Here is a 19,261-nt window from a genome sequence, read left to right as displayed (position 1 = left end):
TATAAGAAAGCACTTTTCTCTGCTGTAGCACAGGCATAACCTTAAACATGTATCTCAAATATAACTTTAACAGGTGTGATTATGTTTTGTGTGCAATGTGAACAAACCATCCGTACCCCAGCAGGCAACGGCTGCTCTTACGCGCAGGGTATGTGCGGCAAAACCGCAGAAACGTCCGATCTCCAGGATCTGCTGATTGCGGCGCTGCAAGGCTTGTCCGCCTGGGCCTTCAAAGCCCGTGAATATGGCATTGTCGATCACTATGTCGACAGCTTTGCGCCGCGCGCATTTTTCTCCACGCTGACCAACGTTAACTTCGATTCTCCACGCATTGTGGGCTATGCCCGCGAAGCGATTGCCCTGCGTGAAGCCCTGAAAGCGCAGTGCCTGAATGCCGACGCCAGCGCCCGCGTGGACAACCCGATGGCGGAGCTACAGCTGGTGAGCGACGACCTGGGCGAGCTACAGCGTCAGGCCGCAGAATTCACCCCAAATAAGGACAAAGCGGCAATTGGAGAGAACATCCTCGGCCTGCGCCTGCTGTGCCTGTACGGTCTGAAAGGTGCTGCGGCCTATATGGAGCACGCGCACGTACTCGGCCAGTACGATAACGCTATTTACGCCCAGTACCACAAAATCATGGCATGGCTGGGCACCTGGCCTTCCGACATGAACGCCCTGCTGGAATGCTCGATGGAAATCGGCCAGATGAACTTCAAAGTGATGAGTATTCTGGATGCCGGTGAAACCAGCACCTACGGCCACCCAACGCCAACGCAGGTCAACGTCAAAGCGACCGAAGGCAAATGCATCCTGATCTCCGGTCATGACCTGAAAGATCTCTACAACCTGCTGAAGCAGACCGAAGGCACCGGCGTTAACGTCTATACCCACGGCGAAATGCTGCCCGCGCACGGCTACCCGGAGCTGCGTAAATTTAAGCATCTGATCGGTAACTACGGCAGCGGCTGGCAGAACCAGCAGGTGGAGTTCGCCCGCTTCCCTGGCCCAATTGTTATGACCTCTAACTGCATCATCGACCCGACCGTCGGCGCGTATGACGACCGTATCTGGACCCGCAGCATCGTCGGCTGGCCGGGCGTGAGCCACCTTGAAGGCGACGATTTCGGTCCGGTTATCGCTCAGGCGCAGCAGATGGCAGGCTTCCCGTACAGCGAAATCCCGCACCTCATCACCGTCGGTTTTGGCCGTGAAACCCTGCTGGGTGCGGCGGATTCCCTGATTGACCTCGTCAGCCGTGAAAAACTGCGTCACATCTTCCTTATCGGCGGCTGTGACGGCGCGCGCGGGGAACGTAACTACTTCACCGATTTCGCCACCCGCGTACCGGAAGACTGCCTGATCCTGACCCTGGCCTGCGGTAAGTACCGTTTCAACAAGCTGGACTTCGGCAACATCGAAGGTCTGCCGCGCCTGGTGGATGCGGGTCAGTGTAACGATGCGTATTCAGCCATCATTCTGGCGGTCACGCTGGCAGAGAAACTGGGCTGCGGCGTGAACGACCTGCCGCTGTCGCTGGTGCTCTCCTGGTTCGAGCAGAAAGCGATCGTTATTCTGTTGACCCTGCTCTCTCTCGGCGTGACCAACATCGTCACCGGGCCGACCGCGCCAGGCTTCCTGACGCCGGACCTGCTGGCCATCCTGAACGAGAAATTTGGTCTGCGTTCCGTGACCAACGTTGAAGATGATATGAAGCAACTGCTGAGCGCGTAAGGAGTAACTCATGACCATGCCAACCTCACAATGTCCGTGGCGGATGCAGGTTCATCACATCCATCAGGAGACGCCGGATGTGTGGACGCTGTCGCTGCTGTGCCATGACTACTACCCGTACCGCGCAGGTCAGTATGCGCTGGTGAGCGTGCGTAATTCGGCGGATACCCTGCGCGCCTACACCCTCTCCTCCACGCCGGGCGTGAGCGAATACATTACGCTCACCGTTCGTCGTATTGATGACGGCGCAGGGTCCGAGTGGCTGACCCGGGACGTGAAGCGCGGGGATTACATCTGGCTGTCTGACGCGCAGGGCGAGTTTACCTGTGACGACAAGACGGAAGATAAATTCCTGCTGCTGGCGGCAGGCTGTGGCGTGACGCCGATTATGTCGATGCGTCGCTGGCTGGCGAAATACCGTCCTCAAGCCGACGTGCAGGTGATTTTCAGCGTGCGTTCCCCGGAAGATGTGATTTTTGCCGAAGAATGGCGCAACTATCCGGTGACGCTGGTCGCGGAAAACAACGCCACGCATGGCTTTGTCGCGGGGCGCCTGAGCCGCGAGCTGCTGCAAAGCGTGCCGGATATTGCGAACCGTACCGTGATGACCTGCGGCCCGGCGCCTTATATGGAGATCGTGGAGAAAGAAGTGAAAGCGCTCGGCGTGACCCGCTTCTTCAAAGAGCAGTTCTTCACGCCTGTAGCGGCAGCGGCGACCAGCGGGATGAAGTTCACGAAGCTGCAACCGGCGCAGACTTTCTTTGGCCGCGTGGGCACCACGCTGCTTGAAGCGCTGGAAAGCAACAACGTGCCGGTAGTGGCGGCCTGTCGCGCCGGGGTGTGCGGTTGCTGTAAGACCAAAGTGGTTTCCGGTGAGTACACGGTCACCAGCACCATGACGCTGACCGACGCGGAAATTGCCGAGGGCTATGTGCTGGCATGTTCGTGCCATCCGCAGGGCGATCTTGTGCTCGCATAATCTGTCGTGGTTCACCTGTAGGCCCGGTAAGCGTCAGCGCCACCGGGCTTTTTGCCGGGTGGCACTACGTTTACCCGGCCTATGTTGTGCCTACTGCCTGTACGGCAGCCCGTTATTTGTTTGACTTTGCCAGGCGCGTCGCGCAGAAAAACCACCTGTACTTAAAGAGGACTGAGCAGGCAATACAGCGACTTTCTTCTAAGCTTGTAAGCGATATCACATAAAGGAGAAGGACCACCATGAAACAAACCGTGGCTGCATACATAGCGAAAACCCTGGAGCAGGCTGGCGTAAAGCGTATCTGGGGCGTCACCGGCGATTCGCTGAACGGACTCAGCGACAGCCTCAACAAGATGAAGACCATTGAATGGATGCCCACCCGCCATGAAGAGGTCGCCGCCTTTGCCGCGGGTGCCGAAGCGCAGCTCACGGGCGAACTCGCCGTCTGTGCAGGTTCCTGCGGACCGGGAAACCTGCACCTTATCAACGGTCTTTTCGACTGTCACCGCAACCATGTTCCGGTGCTGGCGATTGCCGCACATATTCCGTCATCCGAAATCGGCAGCGGCTATTTTCAGGAGACGCATCCTCAGGAGCTGTTCCGTGAATGCAGCCACTATTGCGAGCTGGTCTCATCACCGGAGCAGATTCCACAGGTGCTGGCGATAGCCATGCGTAAGGCGATCCTGAATCGCGGGGTTTCGGTGGTTGTGCTGCCGGGGGACGTGGCGCTGAAGGCCGCACCTGAAACCGCCACCACCCACTGGTACTCTGCGCCACAGCCAACCATTACCCCTGCCGAAGAAGAGCTGAAAAAGCTGGCGCAACTGCTGCGATACTCCAGCAATATCGCCCTGATGTGCGGCAGCGGCTGCGCCGGTGCGCATAAAGAGCTGGTGGAATTTGCCGGCAAGCTCAAGGCGCCAGTGGTGCACGCCCTGCGCGGGAAAGAGCACGTTGAATACGATAATCCGTACGATGTCGGCATGACCGGGCTGATCGGTTTTTCCAGCGGCTTCCACACCATGATGAACGCCGACACGCTGATCCTGCTCGGCACTCAGTTCCCGTACCGCGCGTTCTACCCGACGGATGCCAAAATTATCCAGATCGACATTAATCCCGGCAGCATCGGTGCGCACAGCAAGGTGGATATGGCGCTTATCGGCGATATCAAATCCACCCTCGCCGCCCTGCTGCCGCTACTGGAAGAAAAAACGGACCGCAAATTCCTGGATAAAGCCCTGAGCGACTATCGCGATGCGCGTAAGGGGCTGGACGATCTCGCCAAACCGAGCGAAAAAGCGATCCACCCGCAGTATCTGGCGCAGCAGATCAGCCACTTCGCCGACGACGATGCCATCTTCACCTGCGACGTGGGTACGCCCACCGTCTGGGCAGCACGCTACCTGAAAATGAACGGCAAACGACGCCTGCTTGGGTCGTTCAACCATGGCTCAATGGCCAACGCCATGCCGCAGGCGCTGGGCGCAAAAGCGACGGCACCGGAACGTCAGGTGGTGGCGATGTGTGGCGACGGCGGGTTCAGTATGCTGATGGGGGATTTCCTGTCGGTGGCGCAGATGAAGCTTCCGCTGAAAATCGTGGTCTTTAACAACAGCGTGCTGGGCTTCGTGGCGATGGAGATGAAGGCCGGAGGCTACCTCACGGACGGCACCGAGCTGCACGACACCAACTTCGCCCGCATCGCCGAAGCCTGCGGTATCACCGGTATTCGGGTGGAGAAAGCCTCAGAGGTGGACGACGCCCTGCAACGCGCCTTCGCCATCGACGGCCCGGTGCTGGTGGATGTGGTGGTCGCCAAAGAAGAGCTGGCGATCCCGCCTCAAATCAAGCTGGAACAGGCCAAAGGATTTAGCCTCTACATGCTGCGCGCCATCATCAGCGGGCGCGGTGACGAGGTGATCGAACTGGCAAAAACCAACTGGCTCAGGTAAAACATCTGGCATCGCCTTTTTAAATATAAGGACATGCCATGATTGATTTACGCAGTGATACCGTTACCCGTCCGGGCCGCGCCATGCTCGAAGAGATGATGGCCGCCCCGGTCGGGGACGACGTCTACGGCGATGACCCGACGGTCAACGAACTCCAGCGCTATGCGGCCGAGCTGAGCGATAAAGAGGCTGCTCTGTTCCTGCCCACCGGCACGCAGGCTAACCTGGTGGCGCTGCTGAGCCACTGCGAGCGCGGCGAAGAGTATATCGTTGGCCAGGGGGCGCATAACTACCTGTACGAAGCCGGCGGCGCGGCGGTGCTCGGCAGCATCCAGCCGCAGCCGATCGATGCTGCGCCGGACGGTACGCTGCCGCTGGACAAAGTCGCGGCGAAAATCAAAGCCGACGATATTCACTTCGCCCGCACTAAACTGCTGAGCCTCGAAAACACCCATAACGGTAAAGTCTTGCCGCGCGAATACCTGAAAGCGGCATGGGATTTTACCCGCGAGCGCAAGCTCGGCCTCCACGTTGACGGCGCACGTATCTTCAACGCCGTGGTGGAGTACGGCTGCGAGCTGAAAGAGATCACCCAATATTGCGACTCGTTCACCATTTGCCTCTCTAAAGGGCTGGGCACGCCGGTAGGTTCCCTGCTGGTTGGCAGCGCAGACTACATCAGACGCGCCAACCGGTGGCGCAAAATGACCGGCGGCGGGATGCGTCAGGCGGGTATTCTGGCGGCTGCCGGACTGTACGCCCTGAAAAATAACGTGTCACGCCTGAAAGACGATCACGACAATGCGGCGTGGATGGCAGCGCAGCTGCGTGAAATCGGCGCTGATGTCATGCGACACGACACCAACATGCTGTTTGTCCGCGTCGGCGATGAGCATGCTGCCGCGCTGGGCGACTTTATGAAAGCCCGAGGCGTGCTGATCAACGCCTCCCCGGTCGTGCGACTGGTGATGCATCTTGACGTTAACCGCGAGCAGTTGACCGAGGTGGTGAAACACTGGCAGGCGTTTTTACAGCGTTAAGGAGCATACCGTGCCGCAACGTATTCTGGTGCTCGGCGCCAGCGGGTATATCGGTCAGCATCTGACCACTGCGTTAAGCCAGCAGGGGCACCAGGTGCTGGCAGCGGCACGCAACACGGAACGCCTGCAAAAGCTACATTTGCCTGGCGTGACGTGTCACAACGTTGACCTTAACTGGCCGAAAGCGCTTCCTGCGCTGCTGGAAGGGGTCGATACGCTTTACTACCTTGTCCACAGCATGGGCGAAGGCGGCGATTTTATCGCCCACGAGCGTCAGGTGGCGATGAACGTTCGTGATGCGCTGCGGCAAACGCCGGTGAAGCAGGTGATTTTTTTAAGCTCACTCCAGGCGCCTGAGAACGAGCAGTCAGATCATCTGCGCGCCCGACAGCTGACGGCAGAAACGCTGCGAAGCGCCCGTATCCCCGTCACCGAACTCCGGGCAGGGATCATCGTCGGCGCGGGTTCCGCCGCGTTCGAAGTGATGCGCGATATGGTCTACAACCTGCCTGTGCTGACGCCGCCGCGCTGGGTACGCTCGCGCACCACGCCCATTGCGCTGGAGAATTTACTCCACTATCTGGTGGCATTGCTGGATCACCCGGCGGAGCAGCATCGCGTGCTGGAGGCGGCAGGCCCGGAAGTGCTGAGCTATCAGGCGCAGTTCGAACATTTTATGCGGGTGAGCGGCCGCCGCCGCTGGCTGATCCCCATCCCCTTCCCGACCCGCTGGATATCGGTGTGGTTTTTGAATGTGATCACCTCCGTGCCGCCGACGACCGCCAAAGCGCTGATCCAGGGGCTGAAGCACGATCTGCTGGCGGACGATCGCGCGCTGCGCGCCTTAATCCCTCAGGAATTGATCCGCTTTGACGACGCGGTGCGTAATACGCTGAAAGAAGAAGAGAAGCTGGTGAACTCCAGCGACTGGGGCTACGACGCGCAGGCGTTTGCCCGCTGGCGGCCCGAGTACGGCTATTATCCGAAACAGGCGGGCTGTACGGTCAAAACCACGGCCAGCCTGGCAGCGCTGTGGGAAGTTGTGAACCAGATTGGCGGCAAAGAGCGCTATTTCTTCGGCAATATTCTGTGGCAAACGCGCGGCGCGCTGGATCTGCTGGTCGGTCACCGGCTGGCAAAAGGGCGCCCTGCCCATCCCTGGCTGAAGGTGGGCGATACCGTCGACAGCTGGAAGGTGATTATCGTTGAGCCGGAAAAACAGCTGGCGCTGCTGTTTGGCATGAAGGCGCCGGGGCTGGGGCGGCTCTGCTTCACCCTGAAGGACAAGGGCGACCATCGTGAACTGGACGTTCGGGCATGGTGGCATCCGCACGGAATGCCGGGTCTGTTTTACTGGTTGCTGATGATCCCGGCACACCTGTTTATCTTCCGCGGAATGGCGAAACGGATTGCGCTACTGGCAGAAGAAAAGCGGGAAAATAACTAAATAAAACTCTTAATCTTTCACCTTTCCCATTGCAACACATCGTAATTCACGAAAGAATGCGCACGAAATTCTTTTCAACACAGTGGATTGTTATGAAGGTACTGGTTACCGGGGCGACCAGCGGCTTAGGCCGAAATGCGGTCGAGTTTCTGCGCAACAAAGGCATCAGCGTGAGGGCCACCGGTCGCAATGAGGCGATGGGTAAGCTCCTGCAAAAAATGGGCGCTGAATTTGTCCATGCCGATCTGACGGAGCTGGTCTCCTCTCAGGCCAAAGTGATGCTCGCCGGTATCGATACGCTGTGGCACTGCTCCAGTTTTACCTCCCCGTGGGGTACCCAGGAAGCCTTTGATCTCGCCAACGTGCGCGCCACGCGCCGTCTGGGTGAATGGGCCGTCGCCTGGGGCGTGCGTAACTTTATTCATATTTCCTCTCCGTCGCTCTATTTCGACTATCACCACCATCGTGATATTCAGGAAAATTTCCGCCCGGCGCGCTTTGCCTGTGAGTTTGCCCGCAGTAAAGCGGCGGGCGAAGAGGTGATCGACCTGCTGGCCCAGTCAAACCCGCACACCCGCTTTACCGTGCTGCGTCCGCAGAGCCTGTTTGGGCCGCACGACAAAGTCTTTATCCCGCGACTGGCCCAGATGATGCATCACTACGGCAGCGTGCTGTTACCGCGCGGCGGCGATGCGCTGGTGGACATGACCTATTACGAAAATGCCGTTCACGCCATGTGGCTGGCGAGCCAGCCGGAGTGCGATAAGCTGGTGTCGGGGCGCGCGTATAACATCACCAACGGCGAACCCTGTACCCTGCGCAGCATTGTGCAAAGGCTAATTGACGAATTAAAAATCGACTGCCGGATCCGTTCCGTTCCCTACCCAATGCTGGACATGATTGCCCGCAGCATGGAGCGTTTTGGCAGCAAATCGGCGAAAGAGCCTGCGCTGACGCATTACGGTGTGTCGAAGCTCAACTTTGATTTTACGCTGGATATTTCTCGGGCGGAGAACGAGCTGGGATATAAACCGATTGTCTCGCTGGATGAAGGGATAGTGCGTACGGCGGCGTGGTTACGGGATCACGGGAAGTTGCACCGGTAAGCGTTCCAGCCTCATGTAGGCCGGGTAAGCGCAGCGCCACCCTGCAAAAAACAGAGAGTGCGGACTGATGCCCTCACCCCGTCCCTCTCCCACAGGGAGAGGGTGCAGACACTAAAACGGCAACCCTGGGGGTTGCCGTTTGCTTTTACAGAGCCGTCCAGGCTTCAGCCCATGCCAGACCTGCGCCTGGTTCATAGTACGTTGGAGAGTTGTTACACCAGCCGCTGTACGGGAACGGTTTGCACTGGAACAGTTTACCGTGGTTGTTCACGATATCACCGGCGTTGTACTTGCTGTTCGCGCTCCATGCCGGGTAAGACGTATCTTCTCCGGATGGCGTTGCCGCTTTCGCTTTCACGTTCAGCAGGTAAGACGTGGTGCTGCTCAGCTCGCCATCGCTGACGGTCAGGCTCACTTCATACTGCTGCGCCGTCGCAGACTCTGGCGCTGTGAAGGTCACAACCGCTTTGTCCTGACCGGTAACAGTCTGACCATCCTGGGAACGCCAGGTATACGTCAGTTTGTTGCCATCAGGATCGGTGGAGCCTTCCGCACTCAGAGAAACCTGCGCACCTGCTTCCACTGCACCGATCGGACCGGCAATCTGCGCAACCGGCGCGTGGTTCACCACAACAGGTTCGACCGGGGTTTCATCCGGCGTTGGTGTTGGCGCTGGCGTTTCATCGCCAGATGGCGTCGGTGTTGGCGTGACCGGGGTTTCGTCCGGGGTAACGGAAGAACTATCATCGTTAACGATTTTCACGTTAAAGAACTTCTGCACGCACTTGCTGTAGTCACCTTCTTTAAAGGCGCTGAACGGAGTCTGGTAGCCCACCAGCTGGCAAGAGTAGGTTTTGCCGTCCGGGGTATCCGCGCTCCATCCCCAGTCCTGTTCCCAGTAAATCTTCAGGGCGCCTGCGCCACCTTCGTCGAACTGCTTCATGTTGGCGCAACCCAACACTTCGTTCGCCGGAACAGGCACTTTCAGGTAGTTTGCAAACTCTTTGTAGTATTTGATACGGTTCTGAGACTGCGCAATTTCAGTCGGGCCGCCGCACTCAACGCCGCCGTTGATGATCTGGGTGGTCACACCAAAGCCCGGAACCAGACCGTTGGCTTTATCGTGGTCGTTCGGCTGCCATGTACCGTCGATCACCTGCAACATGCTTGGTTTTGGCGGCTGCGGATAGGCGAAGAAGAAGATCGCACTCGCCAGGTTTAGCCAGGTGTCCGCCACCAGCTCAGGTTTGTCGAGCAGCGTACGCACGTCGCCGTACATCGCTTCAGAGAATGGACCGTAGTTGTAGTTGTAAGACAACTGTTTCGCACCGCGTCCGAAATAGCTCAGGAAATCGCCGTCTTTATCTTTACCGCAAGGCCAGGTCTGTCCTTGCCAGACGTCCGGGTTACATTCGCCGTTATAACCGCCCTTCTGCCCTTCGCTCCAGCCCATTTCACGTACGTGGACCAGCGCCTGACGCCATTCGGCTTCCGGACGCCAGCTTTCGTGGCCGCCAGTTTCCTGGGCAAAGTGGGCAAACATGGTGGCCAGCTCTTTGCGACAGATGGCGTCGCTGTCACGACCGTCATTATAGGTTTTACACAGCGCCGGGAATTTACCCACGGCTTTCAGGAAGTTGCTGTAGGTATAGGCCTGGGCGCGCAGCGGGAAGAGATATTCCCAGTCGCTGGCTTTCACAATCCCTTCAACGCGTTTAACGTTGTCCGGGTTCGCCGCCCGGCCTGGCTCAATCAGTTCGACCTGCGCGTTATCCAGCGTCTGGATGGTCTCTTTAACCGAAGCCATCAGCGGGAAGTCCGTCAGTTCCTTCTCTTTCTTCGCCAGATCGCTGGCTTTGATGGTGTACGGCTCACTGCTGGTCTCCTTCAGATTCGCAGCCTGGGCCATGAATGGCGCCACGCAGGCTCCCGCAATGAGTACACTCAGTAACGTCCTTTTGTTCATTTCAGTTTTCCTGTTCGTTTCAAATTAAATGTTAATATCCCGGCTTAGGTATTACTCCGTTAATACATAAACCACATTCAGCTGTTTTCACTTTTCGAAGAACACCTTCAGGAATTCTTCAAAAATAAAAAACGTTAATAACGTGCCGCTAATTTCAGTTGCTGATATTTGGCCCAGACCTTATGGGCATATTTCATCCTCTGCGGATAATTTTCTTTTTTCAGTCCGGCGTTATACGCGCCAACGGCTTCCCAGTTGTAGCCATACACCCTGATCATCCCGGAAAGGATAGAAGCCCCGACCATGATCGAAGTACACGGCTCCGTGATTAATCGATATTCGTCGATGCCTCTGCTTTCCAGCGCGGTAAAATGCGAACTGTTGATTTGCATCAGCCCGACATCCCGCGTGCCATCGCGGTTTTGCCCAACCGCATACGGATTCATTCCGGATTCCACATTCGCTATCGCGTACAGTAAATAAGGATCGACATGATAATAATGCGCCGCTTTATCCCAACAATTTGCCAGTGCGCTTTGGCTTATTATCAATAACAACAAAATTAACTTTTTCATTTTTACCTGCTGACAGTTTCGGTTATTTCTCCTTACCAACATCCTGTAAAATGAATTTTGAATCACTCCCCCTCTAAAGGGGGAGTGATTAATGGGTTAGATTATTTGCAATCTGTTGATGCGCCTTCTTTTACCCATACGTCGCTGTTGGCTGGGTTATCACCACGGGTCCACCATTTCGCACGGTAAACGTTACCTTCATAGGTGGTAGTGTCGCCGCCGTTGTAGACCAGGTCAGAACGCCAGTTCATCTTCACGTTGCTCACCAGCTCCCATGCATCCACACCGAAGCCAGGCTGATTGCCCTGAGTCCAGTACTTCGCTTTCCACACCAGATGGTCGAAGCTTACGGTATCGCCACCGTTGTAGATTTTGCTGGATTCCCACGCCGCGTATTTGCTGGCGTTAGCATCCACAGGTGCATCGCAGCTTCCTTTGTCAGACGGAGGAGTCACATCATCAGCCGGAGGGGTAACGTCATCCACCGGGTTAGTGTCTTCGTCAGCAGGTACCGGTGCAGGCGCCGCTTTCGGATTCACGGTAACCTGGACGTTAGACTGCACGCTGGTCTTACCGTCGCTCACTACCACGCTCAGGGTGTAGGTAGACGTCGAGCTCACTTCCGGCGCCGTGATATTCACGTTCGCGGAGTCAGTTCCGGTGGCGTGCATATCTGCTGGTACGCTCCAGGCGTAGGTCAGCGCATCACCGTCTGGGTCCGCAGCCTGGGCATGCAGCGCATAGGTTTCACCAGATTCAAGCGTGATCGCTTCCATTGGGTTTAAAACCGGTGCCTGGTTAGCTTTCGGTGCCTTGTTCACCACCTGGACATCAATCGCGTTGCTCAGGCCTTTTGCATCGGTCACCGTCAGGCGGAACGTCATGGTCTGGTCGGTGTTCGCTGCCGCAACATTGAAGGTCGCTTTCGCTTTGGTGCTGTTGTTGATGGTGACAGACGGACCAGAGACCTGAGTCCATTTGTAGGTAATCGCATCGCCATCAGGATCGCTGGAAGCAGAGCCATCGAGCGTGACGGTTGCCGGGCCAGACACGTTCTGATCGGCAGAGGACGCGATTGGCGCGTGGTTGGTGACCACCGGATCAACCGGAGTCGAGTCGCCGCCCAGCAGGCTTTCGTTCATCGCATTCAGAATGTCGCCGGTATCAGAGTCGATAGACCACGCGAACAGACCGCCCAGTTTATTGGCCAGAACATACTTGCCTTTCGCCGTGGTTGAACGCGCATCTTCATACGAGATCAGGTCGCCGGTGGATTTGTTGAAGACGTAAGGGGCTTCAGCGGTCGTGTCGTAGCCGTATTCCCAGCCCGGTTTGCCTTTGTATTCGTTCACGATCTGACGATAGTCAACCACGCCCGGTTCCCAGGTGCCTTTCACCATGCCGGTTGCCGTACCGGTGAATGGATTGTCACCGGTGTAGCCATGCACGCCGGTCCAGCCGCGGCCATACATGCCCGCACCCACCACGATCTTGCCTGGCTGTACACCCTGCGCAAGCAGCGCGTTAACGCCGTTTTCAGTGGTGTAATCAGTGTCCGGACGCCATGCTGGCGCACGCAGCGCAGCCTGGTGGCCGAGAACGGTGTTGCTCCAGCCGCCGTAGAAGTCGTAGCTCATCAGGAAGATGTGGTCGAGATACTGCTGAGCCGTGGTGTAATCCACGTCTTCGATCTTATCGCGGCCTGCACCGATGGCGCTGGTCAGTTCATAGGTACGGCCCGTCTGTGCAGACAGCTCGTTCAGCATGGTGCGCAGGTCGTGCATCAGTGCGGTATAGGTCGCTTTATCCTGCTGCGGGTTACCCAGGTTTTCGGTTACACCGCCACCTCCCGGGAATTCCCAGTCGATATCCACGCCGTCAAAGAATTTCCACGTCTGGAGGAAATCTTTCACAGAAGAGACAAAGCGTGCTCGGATAGCCGGGTCGCCCATGTGGAAGAACGGATCGGAAAGCGTCCAGCCGCCGATAGATGGCAGCACTTTCAGGCCTGGATGCGCTTTTTTCAGCGCCATCAGCTGGCCAAAGTTACCTTTGTACGGATCATCCCAGTTGGAGACGCCAGCCTGTGGTTTTTGCAGCGCAGCCCATGGGTCGTGGATCGCCACGGTAAAGTCAGGACGGCCCTTACAGTCGTTCTGAAGCACGCGGAAGCTGTTACCACCTTCAATGGTTTTCAGGCCGTCGTTGATGCCGTCACCGCCACAGATTGGAATGAAGCCGTACAGAATGTGGTTGAGGTTTGCCGCAGGGATCTTATCAACCGGGAAGTTACGGTCGTAAACGCCCCATTCCGGGAAGTAGGCCGCAACCACTTTATCGGTATGCTTCGCGAACGCTTTGTTGTTCTCCTGGAGAGACGTATTCAGCGGCAGCAGGTGGCTACCGTCGGTGTCAGCCACAATAATCAGCTTACTGGCGCTTTTCGCACAGCCGCTGGCATTACAGACTTCAACCTGTTCCTGATAACGCCCGCCTTTTTTCACTTTAAACGTTGCAGAGCCCGTCGCACCGGCTGCGCCGGTCCATACGGTCTGTCCGTCCAGCAGAACTTTCGCAGAAGTTGGCGCATCACCACTCCAGACGTTCCACTCAACTTTTACATCCACGCCATCGTTATGCACTTTGACAAGATTGTTATAATCCTGTGCAGCCTGATCCACTTCCACCAGGGCAAATTTGTCATTGCCATAGCCGATCGTCGGTGCACCTGGCGCTGCTGCAAATGCGGAGCTGGTTGCCGCCGCAATAAAGAGCGCCAGATATTTTGGCTTCATAAATTTCATTTTTATTTCCTGATAAATTTATTTATAACGTAGTAACCCATGTCTTCCGTGAGATCATGGATGCGTTTCGCGTAATGCGTATTTAACCAACGTGAGTGCCGTGAACAAAAAATTGTTGCTGCGTTGTATTCCTCCATTAAAAGATACAAGCCAAATCCCGTGTAGCTTATATCTCTTACGATACACTGAGCGTAAAGGATCGTCCTTTCCTTCCTCCATCAAAAAGATTTATAAAAAATCTTGACCTGTATATTTAAAATGTGAAAGCAATTTGCTGACTAATAAAAACCCCTATTCCAGCAAAGGCGAGATAAGGACCAAAAGAAATAGTGAGGTTATTTTTATTTAAATTATTTACGGCGAAATAACCGACAATACCGCTTAACGCTGCCGCCAGTTCAATAGAGGGCAACGCCTGCCAGCCGCACCAGGCGCCCAGCGCCGCCAGTAGCTTAAAATCCCCGTAACCCAGACCTTCTCGTCCCGTGATCAGACGAAAAGCCCAGTAGAGCAGCCAGAGCGACAGATAGCCCGCCACCGCGCCGAACAGCGCATCGCGTAGCGGCAACGTGTGGTCAAACACATGAAGCAAGAGACCTGCCCACAGCAGCGGCTGGGTCAGGCAGTCCGGAAGCAACTGGTGCTGCCAGTCGATCATGGCCAGCGGCAGTAAAAAAGCCGCCAGTAACCACAAAGAGAACAGTGCCTGAACGTCCGGCATGCACCAGGCCGTGATGCCAAAAAACAAGGCGGAGATCAGTTCGACCAGAAAGAGTCGCAGCGGGATCGCGCTGCCGCACTGGTGGCAGCGCCCCCGTAATAAAAGCCAGCTGAGCAGCGGGATGTTTTCCCACGCGGCGAGCGCATGCTGGCACACCGGACAGTGCGAGGCCGGAATGAGCAGATTACCGCTCCCCTCCTCATCCATCACCATCCCCGGTACGCGTTCGGCGACAACGCCAAGAAAACTGCCCACAATGCCGCCCAGGATCGCACTCATTATCGGGAACCCTACCGGAAAGGCATCCCGCATCAGCGCGAAGGTATTCATGCGTTTTTTGCCCAGGTGAGTTGCACCTGCGCTTTCACATCGCTGAGGTGGTCAACCGGCGTGAGGTTTATTTTTTGCAATCTCACACCGGTGGTCTGATTAATTTCACGCAGCCAGCTTTTTAATTCATACACATTAACCCGATTCACCACGAACGATAAAGTTTGCCCCTCCTGGCGCACATCCGTCAGCGAAAGGTTAATTTCATGGGCGCTATTCTCGACCACCGTACGCGGATTATCCGTTTTGACTAACTGGATCTGAAGATGATTTTTATCAATTTCACTGCGCATCCAGTTAAGCGTCTCTTTTTGTCTTTTAAGTGTCGATTTACTATTTTTAATCATATTATCCAAGGGGATCACTCCTGTGTAATACACCGCTGCCCCCACAATGGCAACGGCACATATTTTTAAAATGATTTTTTCCCGGGCGCTGTAATTCTGATAGCGCGCTTTCAGCTGTGCGATTCGCTCTTTCATTTATGTTTCCCTGCGATCATGGCGGTATACGGTTCGGTTGTTGAAACAGGCTGTAAGGTAAAATCAAAATTCTCACTGGTCTGGTTAACAAACGCCTGCAACGCGGGCTGGTTTTGCGCGCTGACGCTCAGCGTCAGGGTGTTTTGCTGCGCATCGTATTCCAGCAGATCGATCTCCATCGCAGGGACTGACTGCCGGGCTTTCTCCAGCTCCTCAAGCTGAAGAAAGAACCCCTTGCTCTGTTTTTTCAGGCTTTGGCCAAAGTGATATTTGATATTGGTCTGCTGCCGCATGCTGGGGAAATGGTGCTGATAAACCTGGACGATCTCCTGCTGCACCCGATTTTCCTGCTGCACCAGCATCCAGGCCATCGCAATGCGTGGCCCCAGCAGCAGACCAACAGACAGCACGCCCGCCGCCACCATCGCGGCTTTCATCCTTTTCGCTGCCCGCCCATGACCGGCCTTAAGGCTGAATTCACCGTGAAGCAGGTTAACGCGACAGGTTTGCCACTGCGGCTGGATCAGCGCCAGCGGATGCTGCCAGGCATGCTGCACGTCAATGTGCACCTTCGCAGGCGCATCGCCGTAACACCACACTTCCCCGACCCCGGCTTTCTGCATTAACAGCGGCAGCAGGGTTGCCTCCATTTCACCCGCCACATGGGGCGATAAACGCAGCCAGTAGCCATCATCCTGCGCGACCAGCGTGCTGCCCCCTGCCGTCACGGGCAGGAGCCAGGCATCAGGCAGGGCCTGAATCACGTTTAATCCGGCCTCCTGACAGCGGGTTAATGTTGCGCGCAGGCGGTCGGCGTCAATGGCCACGGCGTCGACGTCGGCGCCTTTTTTGTGGAGTACCGTCCAGTGGAGGTTGTCCACGTCGCCAATCAGCGTCTCTTCTGCCATCCACGAGAAGGCCATTCCCTGAGAAGCCACCTTTTTCGGTAGCCTAAAATGGCGGAAAATCATGTCGCTGGCGGGTAACAGGAGACAAACGCGCGTAGCCAGGGGGTGTTCGGCCAGCATCTCCAGGCTGTCGACCACCTCGACGCGCTCGCTGCCGGACTCACACCACATTATTTTCCCGCCCTCGCGGCTGTCGGGACGAACAAAAAGTACCTGTTTCATAACGTTCTACTTTTCTTATTCAATCATTCGGTAACGACGCTGCCACGTCACGATCTCACCGGCTTCGTTATTCACCTGAAGCTGGCTGACCACGCGAAGCGTTAATTCATCGGTATTGCCGGTGTAATTCACGCGGAAGTACCGGCTGTTTATAGAAAATTGATCCACCACCTGCGGGAGATCGTCTTTTAACTGCGGGAAGGCCTGCTCCAGCGCTTTGCTGAACGCTTCCATATTTTCCCAGCCCGATTCCGGACGCGAATCCAGCAGGCGAACGGCGTCATCCCGCGTGAGTTTTCCCGGGAACATGGCCGCCAGCACGGCGGCCTGTTCCGGTTGCAGGGTGTTCACGTCCACCTTGCTGGCGGCGTCCGGCAGCGCGCATAACAGCTTGCTCACCTTTGGATATGCCGTAACAGGGAACGCCGGCAGCAGTTTGATTTCCGCGATGCTGCGCATCATCTGATTTGCCGGTTGCCGCGCGGGCACGACGCCAGCCCACGCATCGCTTTCGGCCCCCTCCTTCGCCGTGGTGCTGTCACCATCGAGATAATCCACCAGCTGGAAATAGACCGCCTCCGCCGTGCCCGGACTGAGCCCACTTTCCGTCAGAAGTTGTTCTACAATCCGCGCTTTACGCGGTGTTTCCGCCACCGCGGGAGCGCTTTGCCCCTGGGGTGCGATGTCGGCGGTCAACAGGTTATTGACGTTAAAGCAGTCCTGCGCATCTTCCACCTGGCTCACGACCGTGTAATCTTCACCCTGCGTCTCCAGCGGCTGATGCCAGTCGCCGTCCAGCGCCAGCGGCTTGCTCTCGCCACTGGCGTCGGTCTGTAACCGGTCCTTCACCACTTTTTCCTGGGCCTGCATCGCCCAGCGCAGCTGCTGCTGGCTTACCTGATAATGCGTTTTCTGCAAATTACGGCAGAACTGCTGGCTGATTTTGGCGGCCAGCGCCGACATCATCACCAGCAAAATCAGCACCACCAGCAGGGCTACGCCCTGTTGTTGACGGATCCGCTTCATGGTCTGGTCTCCGGCGAAGGGGCAGGCGCAGGGGCTGCATCCGGGGGCGTCCCAGGCGCGTCGGCGGCTTTCTCTGGCGCCGCGGCAGCGGCCACCTCCTGCATATCACCCGGCGTGGTGAATACCCAGCGCCAGGTATCCCCGTTTTCCATCGTCAACGTAACCTCCACGCCGTCCGGCAGATGGGCGGCGTCGCTCCAGCTTTTCAGCCAGCCCTGACGATAAAACCGCCACTGCAATGATTTAACGCCGCTGACAATCGGCACTTCGTCAGGCTTAACGTCCGCCGGGCCGTCAATGACCGGCCAGACGTCGCGATACAAACACCCCTCTTCCAGCCGCCAGCGCACGCGCTCCAGCTGGACCGTTCCGCTCACGCCATTCAGGGTGGTCAGTTCAAGGGCATCGCCCGCCTGACGAAACAGCTCCGGCTCATTACGCGGGGCGCGCGCCTGAAGCTGGAAAAAATCACGCTCCATCAGACTCCAGGCGCGCTGAAGCTGGTTGAGCTTTGCGGCGCTGGCATCCGTCGCCGAACTGGTACGCATCGCGCCGTCCAGAATTTGCCAGGCCAGGGTGCTGATCACCGCGAAGATAGTCAGCGCAATCATGATCTCCAGCAGGGTAAATCCGCGCTGGCGTCGCGTTTTCTTCACTTGCTCTCTCCCGGCGGAATGATATGCAGGGAAATAACCGGCTGGCTCTCATCGCCTTCCGCATACACGCGTATTGTATTCGCCCAGACGTTGTCGGCGGTTTTCACCCGCTGCTTACGCCAGTTCCAGCTGCGCCCGCCCATGATTTCCGTCCCCTGCTGTTCAGCATCCGGGAAGTCGGTTTTCGTGAGCTGTGCTTCCGCCAGCTGGTTTTCCGCCACCCAAGTGGCCTGCAAGGTATCGGCCAGGCCATGGGTAAAACGCACGTTCAGGGAGACCGAGTTCATCAGCGCCAGCGCGGCGGTGGAGAAAATCACCAGAGCGACCATCACCTCCAGCAGCGTCATCCCCTTTTGCTTTTTGTTGCCGTTAGCCATCGTTTTCTACCGATACCGGCGCCGCACCTTGCGACACCACGCGGAAATGGTGCTGTTTGTCATAACTTTGCAGCGTCAGCGTAAAGCGGCTGATTTCACCGTCCGGTAAAAAGATCACCTGCGGCTCGGACGTCACCGTCGCGGCCAGGCGCTGCGGCGAGAGCGACACATGCATCTCTTCCGGAAAATCACCTTTGGTGGAAATGCGTCCGGCAGATAATGGCACCCAGTGACGCTCGCCATTTTCATCGGCGATCGTCACCAGCTGATATTTATCGGTGGCGATCACCAGCCCGACAATATTTCCGTCCATCACCGCACGGTCTGAACCATAATCAACGAGCGCTTTTAATTGCTGGCCAAATATATCCGCGCCGCTGCGCGAAGGAATGGTGGACACCACCATCATGGCGCAACTGGCAAATATCACCAGCGCCAGAATAATTTCCAGCAACGTAAAGCCGCGTTGATTTTTCATTATTTCTCTTTCTTATCCAGAGACCAGTTGGTAATGTCATCGGCGGTATTGGCTTCGCCGTCCGGACCGGCTGAGAAGACGTCCACCGCGCCGTGTTCACCCGGGCTCACCAGCAGATAATCATTGCCCCAGGGGTCCTGCGGCAGGCGACGGATATAGCCGTCCGTGCGGTAGCCGTTCGGGATTGGCGCGATTTCAGGTTTGGTCACCAGCGCCTGCAAACCCTGCTCTGTGGTCGGGTAGCGGTGGTTATCCAGCTTGTACATATCCAGCGAGCCTTCGAGCGCGACAATATCGCTGGTTGCTTTTTGCGTATCGGCTTTTTCCTTATTGCCCATTAAATTTGGCACTACCATACTCGCCAGTACGCCGAGAATAACAATGACCACCATTAATTCGAGCAATGTGAAGCCCGCCTGGCGAGCCAGGTTTTTACGTTTTAAAGCCATGAT

General features: G+C 56.7%; 17 protein-coding genes. 6 read left to right on the top strand and 11 right to left on the bottom strand.

What is annotated here, in order from left to right; genetic code table 11:
* The first annotated feature begins 81 nt into the window (after nt 1-81).
* The 6 genes from hcp to ACOTZD_RS11135 all read left to right on the top strand — a co-directional run bounded on the left by hcp (nt 82) and on the right by ACOTZD_RS11135 (nt 8,264).
* The gene (gene hcp / locus ACOTZD_RS11160; RefSeq protein WP_017384847.1) at nt 82-1,734 is read left to right on the top strand and encodes a hydroxylamine reductase; all 1,653 of its coding nucleotides are present in this window, start codon (nt 82-84) and stop codon (nt 1,732-1,734) included.
* A gap of 10 nt (nt 1,735-1,744) precedes the next feature.
* The gene (gene hcr / locus ACOTZD_RS11155; RefSeq protein WP_126542568.1) at nt 1,745-2,713 is read left to right on the top strand and encodes an NADH oxidoreductase; all 969 of its coding nucleotides are present in this window, start codon (nt 1,745-1,747) and stop codon (nt 2,711-2,713) included.
* Between the two features lie 239 nt (nt 2,714-2,952).
* Nucleotides 2,953-4,671: a ubiquinone-dependent pyruvate dehydrogenase gene (gene poxB, locus ACOTZD_RS11150; protein ID WP_017693711.1), complete on the top strand. Its 1,719-nt coding sequence runs from the start codon at nt 2,953-2,955 to the stop codon at nt 4,669-4,671.
* A gap of 38 nt (nt 4,672-4,709) precedes the next feature.
* Nucleotides 4,710-5,711 (top strand): low-specificity L-threonine aldolase, encoded by a 1,002-nt coding sequence (gene ltaE / locus ACOTZD_RS11145; RefSeq protein WP_126542567.1) that lies wholly within the window; start codon nt 4,710-4,712, stop codon nt 5,709-5,711.
* 10 nt (nt 5,712-5,721) lie between these two features.
* Nucleotides 5,722-7,158 carry an SDR family oxidoreductase gene (locus ACOTZD_RS11140; RefSeq protein ID WP_045332338.1) on the top strand — a complete coding sequence of 479 codons (1,437 nt, stop codon included), beginning with the start codon at nt 5,722-5,724 and terminating at the stop codon, nt 7,156-7,158.
* A gap of 92 nt (nt 7,159-7,250) precedes the next feature.
* Complete coding sequence (locus ACOTZD_RS11135) at nt 7,251-8,264, top strand: NAD-dependent epimerase/dehydratase family protein (protein ID WP_032661724.1); 1,014 nt, start codon at nt 7,251-7,253, stop codon at nt 8,262-8,264.
* Nucleotides 8,265-8,409: 145 nt separating this feature from the next.
* On the opposite strand, the gene ACOTZD_RS11130 is transcribed toward ACOTZD_RS11135, so the two are convergent.
* The 11 genes from ACOTZD_RS11130 to gspG form a co-directional block, all read right to left on the bottom strand.
* On the bottom strand, nt 8,410-10,230 hold the full coding sequence (locus ACOTZD_RS11130) for a chitinase (RefSeq protein WP_174402390.1): 1,821 nt from the start codon (nt 10,228-10,230) through the stop codon (nt 8,410-8,412).
* 134 nt (nt 10,231-10,364) lie between these two features.
* Nucleotides 10,365-10,805 (bottom strand): type III secretion system invasion protein IagB, encoded by a 441-nt coding sequence (iagB, locus tag ACOTZD_RS11125; RefSeq protein ID WP_022650708.1) that lies wholly within the window; start codon nt 10,803-10,805, stop codon nt 10,365-10,367.
* 101 nt (nt 10,806-10,906) lie between these two features.
* Nucleotides 10,907-13,609, bottom strand: a complete 2,703-nt coding sequence (locus tag ACOTZD_RS11120) for a glycosyl hydrolase family 18 protein (RefSeq protein ID WP_171854412.1) — start codon at nt 13,607-13,609, stop codon at nt 10,907-10,909.
* 253 nt (nt 13,610-13,862) lie between these two features.
* Nucleotides 13,863-14,660 carry a prepilin peptidase gene (locus ACOTZD_RS11115; RefSeq protein ID WP_022650706.1) on the bottom strand — a complete coding sequence of 266 codons (798 nt, stop codon included), beginning with the start codon at nt 14,658-14,660 and terminating at the stop codon, nt 13,863-13,865.
* Nucleotides 14,657-15,142: a type II secretion system protein GspM gene (gene gspM / locus ACOTZD_RS11110; RefSeq protein ID WP_022650705.1), complete on the bottom strand. Its 486-nt coding sequence runs from the start codon at nt 15,140-15,142 to the stop codon at nt 14,657-14,659. Before gspM ends, ACOTZD_RS11115 begins: the two co-directional genes overlap by 4 nt.
* Nucleotides 15,139-16,272 carry a type II secretion system protein GspL gene (gene gspL / locus ACOTZD_RS11105; RefSeq protein ID WP_048209015.1) on the bottom strand — a complete coding sequence of 378 codons (1,134 nt, stop codon included), beginning with the start codon at nt 16,270-16,272 and terminating at the stop codon, nt 15,139-15,141. The genes gspM and gspL overlap by 4 nt, the downstream gene beginning before the upstream one ends.
* A gap of 15 nt (nt 16,273-16,287) precedes the next feature.
* Nucleotides 16,288-17,298, bottom strand: coding sequence for a type II secretion system minor pseudopilin GspK (gspK, locus tag ACOTZD_RS11100; RefSeq protein ID WP_023315728.1), 1,011 nt, complete (start codon nt 17,296-17,298; stop codon nt 16,288-16,290).
* The gene (gene gspJ / locus ACOTZD_RS11095; protein ID WP_058675255.1) at nt 17,295-17,954 is read right to left on the bottom strand and encodes a type II secretion system minor pseudopilin GspJ; all 660 of its coding nucleotides are present in this window, start codon (nt 17,952-17,954) and stop codon (nt 17,295-17,297) included. The genes gspK and gspJ overlap by 4 nt, the downstream gene beginning before the upstream one ends.
* A complete protein-coding gene (gene gspI, locus ACOTZD_RS11090; RefSeq protein WP_048209018.1) occupies nt 17,951-18,331 on the bottom strand; it encodes a type II secretion system minor pseudopilin GspI in 381 nt (126 codons plus the stop codon). The genes gspJ and gspI overlap by 4 nt, the downstream gene beginning before the upstream one ends.
* Nucleotides 18,324-18,809 (bottom strand): type II secretion system minor pseudopilin GspH, encoded by a 486-nt coding sequence (gene gspH / locus ACOTZD_RS11085; RefSeq protein ID WP_023315725.1) that lies wholly within the window; start codon nt 18,807-18,809, stop codon nt 18,324-18,326. Before gspH ends, gspI begins: the two co-directional genes overlap by 8 nt.
* Entirely contained in the window at nt 18,809-19,258 is a 450-nt protein-coding gene (gene gspG, locus ACOTZD_RS11080; RefSeq protein WP_003858352.1) for a type II secretion system major pseudopilin GspG, read from the bottom strand. Before gspG ends, gspH begins: the two co-directional genes overlap by 1 nt.
* Nucleotides 19,259-19,261: the final 3 nt, after the last annotated feature.

Origin of the sequence: Enterobacter cloacae complex sp. SHL022, assembly GCF_049237785.1 — a bacterium.
Lineage (GTDB): Bacteria > Pseudomonadota > Gammaproteobacteria > Enterobacterales > Enterobacteriaceae > Enterobacter > Enterobacter hormaechei_C.
The sequence above is the reverse complement of the archived record's forward strand: the minus strand, read 5'-3'. Positions and strand labels throughout refer to the sequence as shown.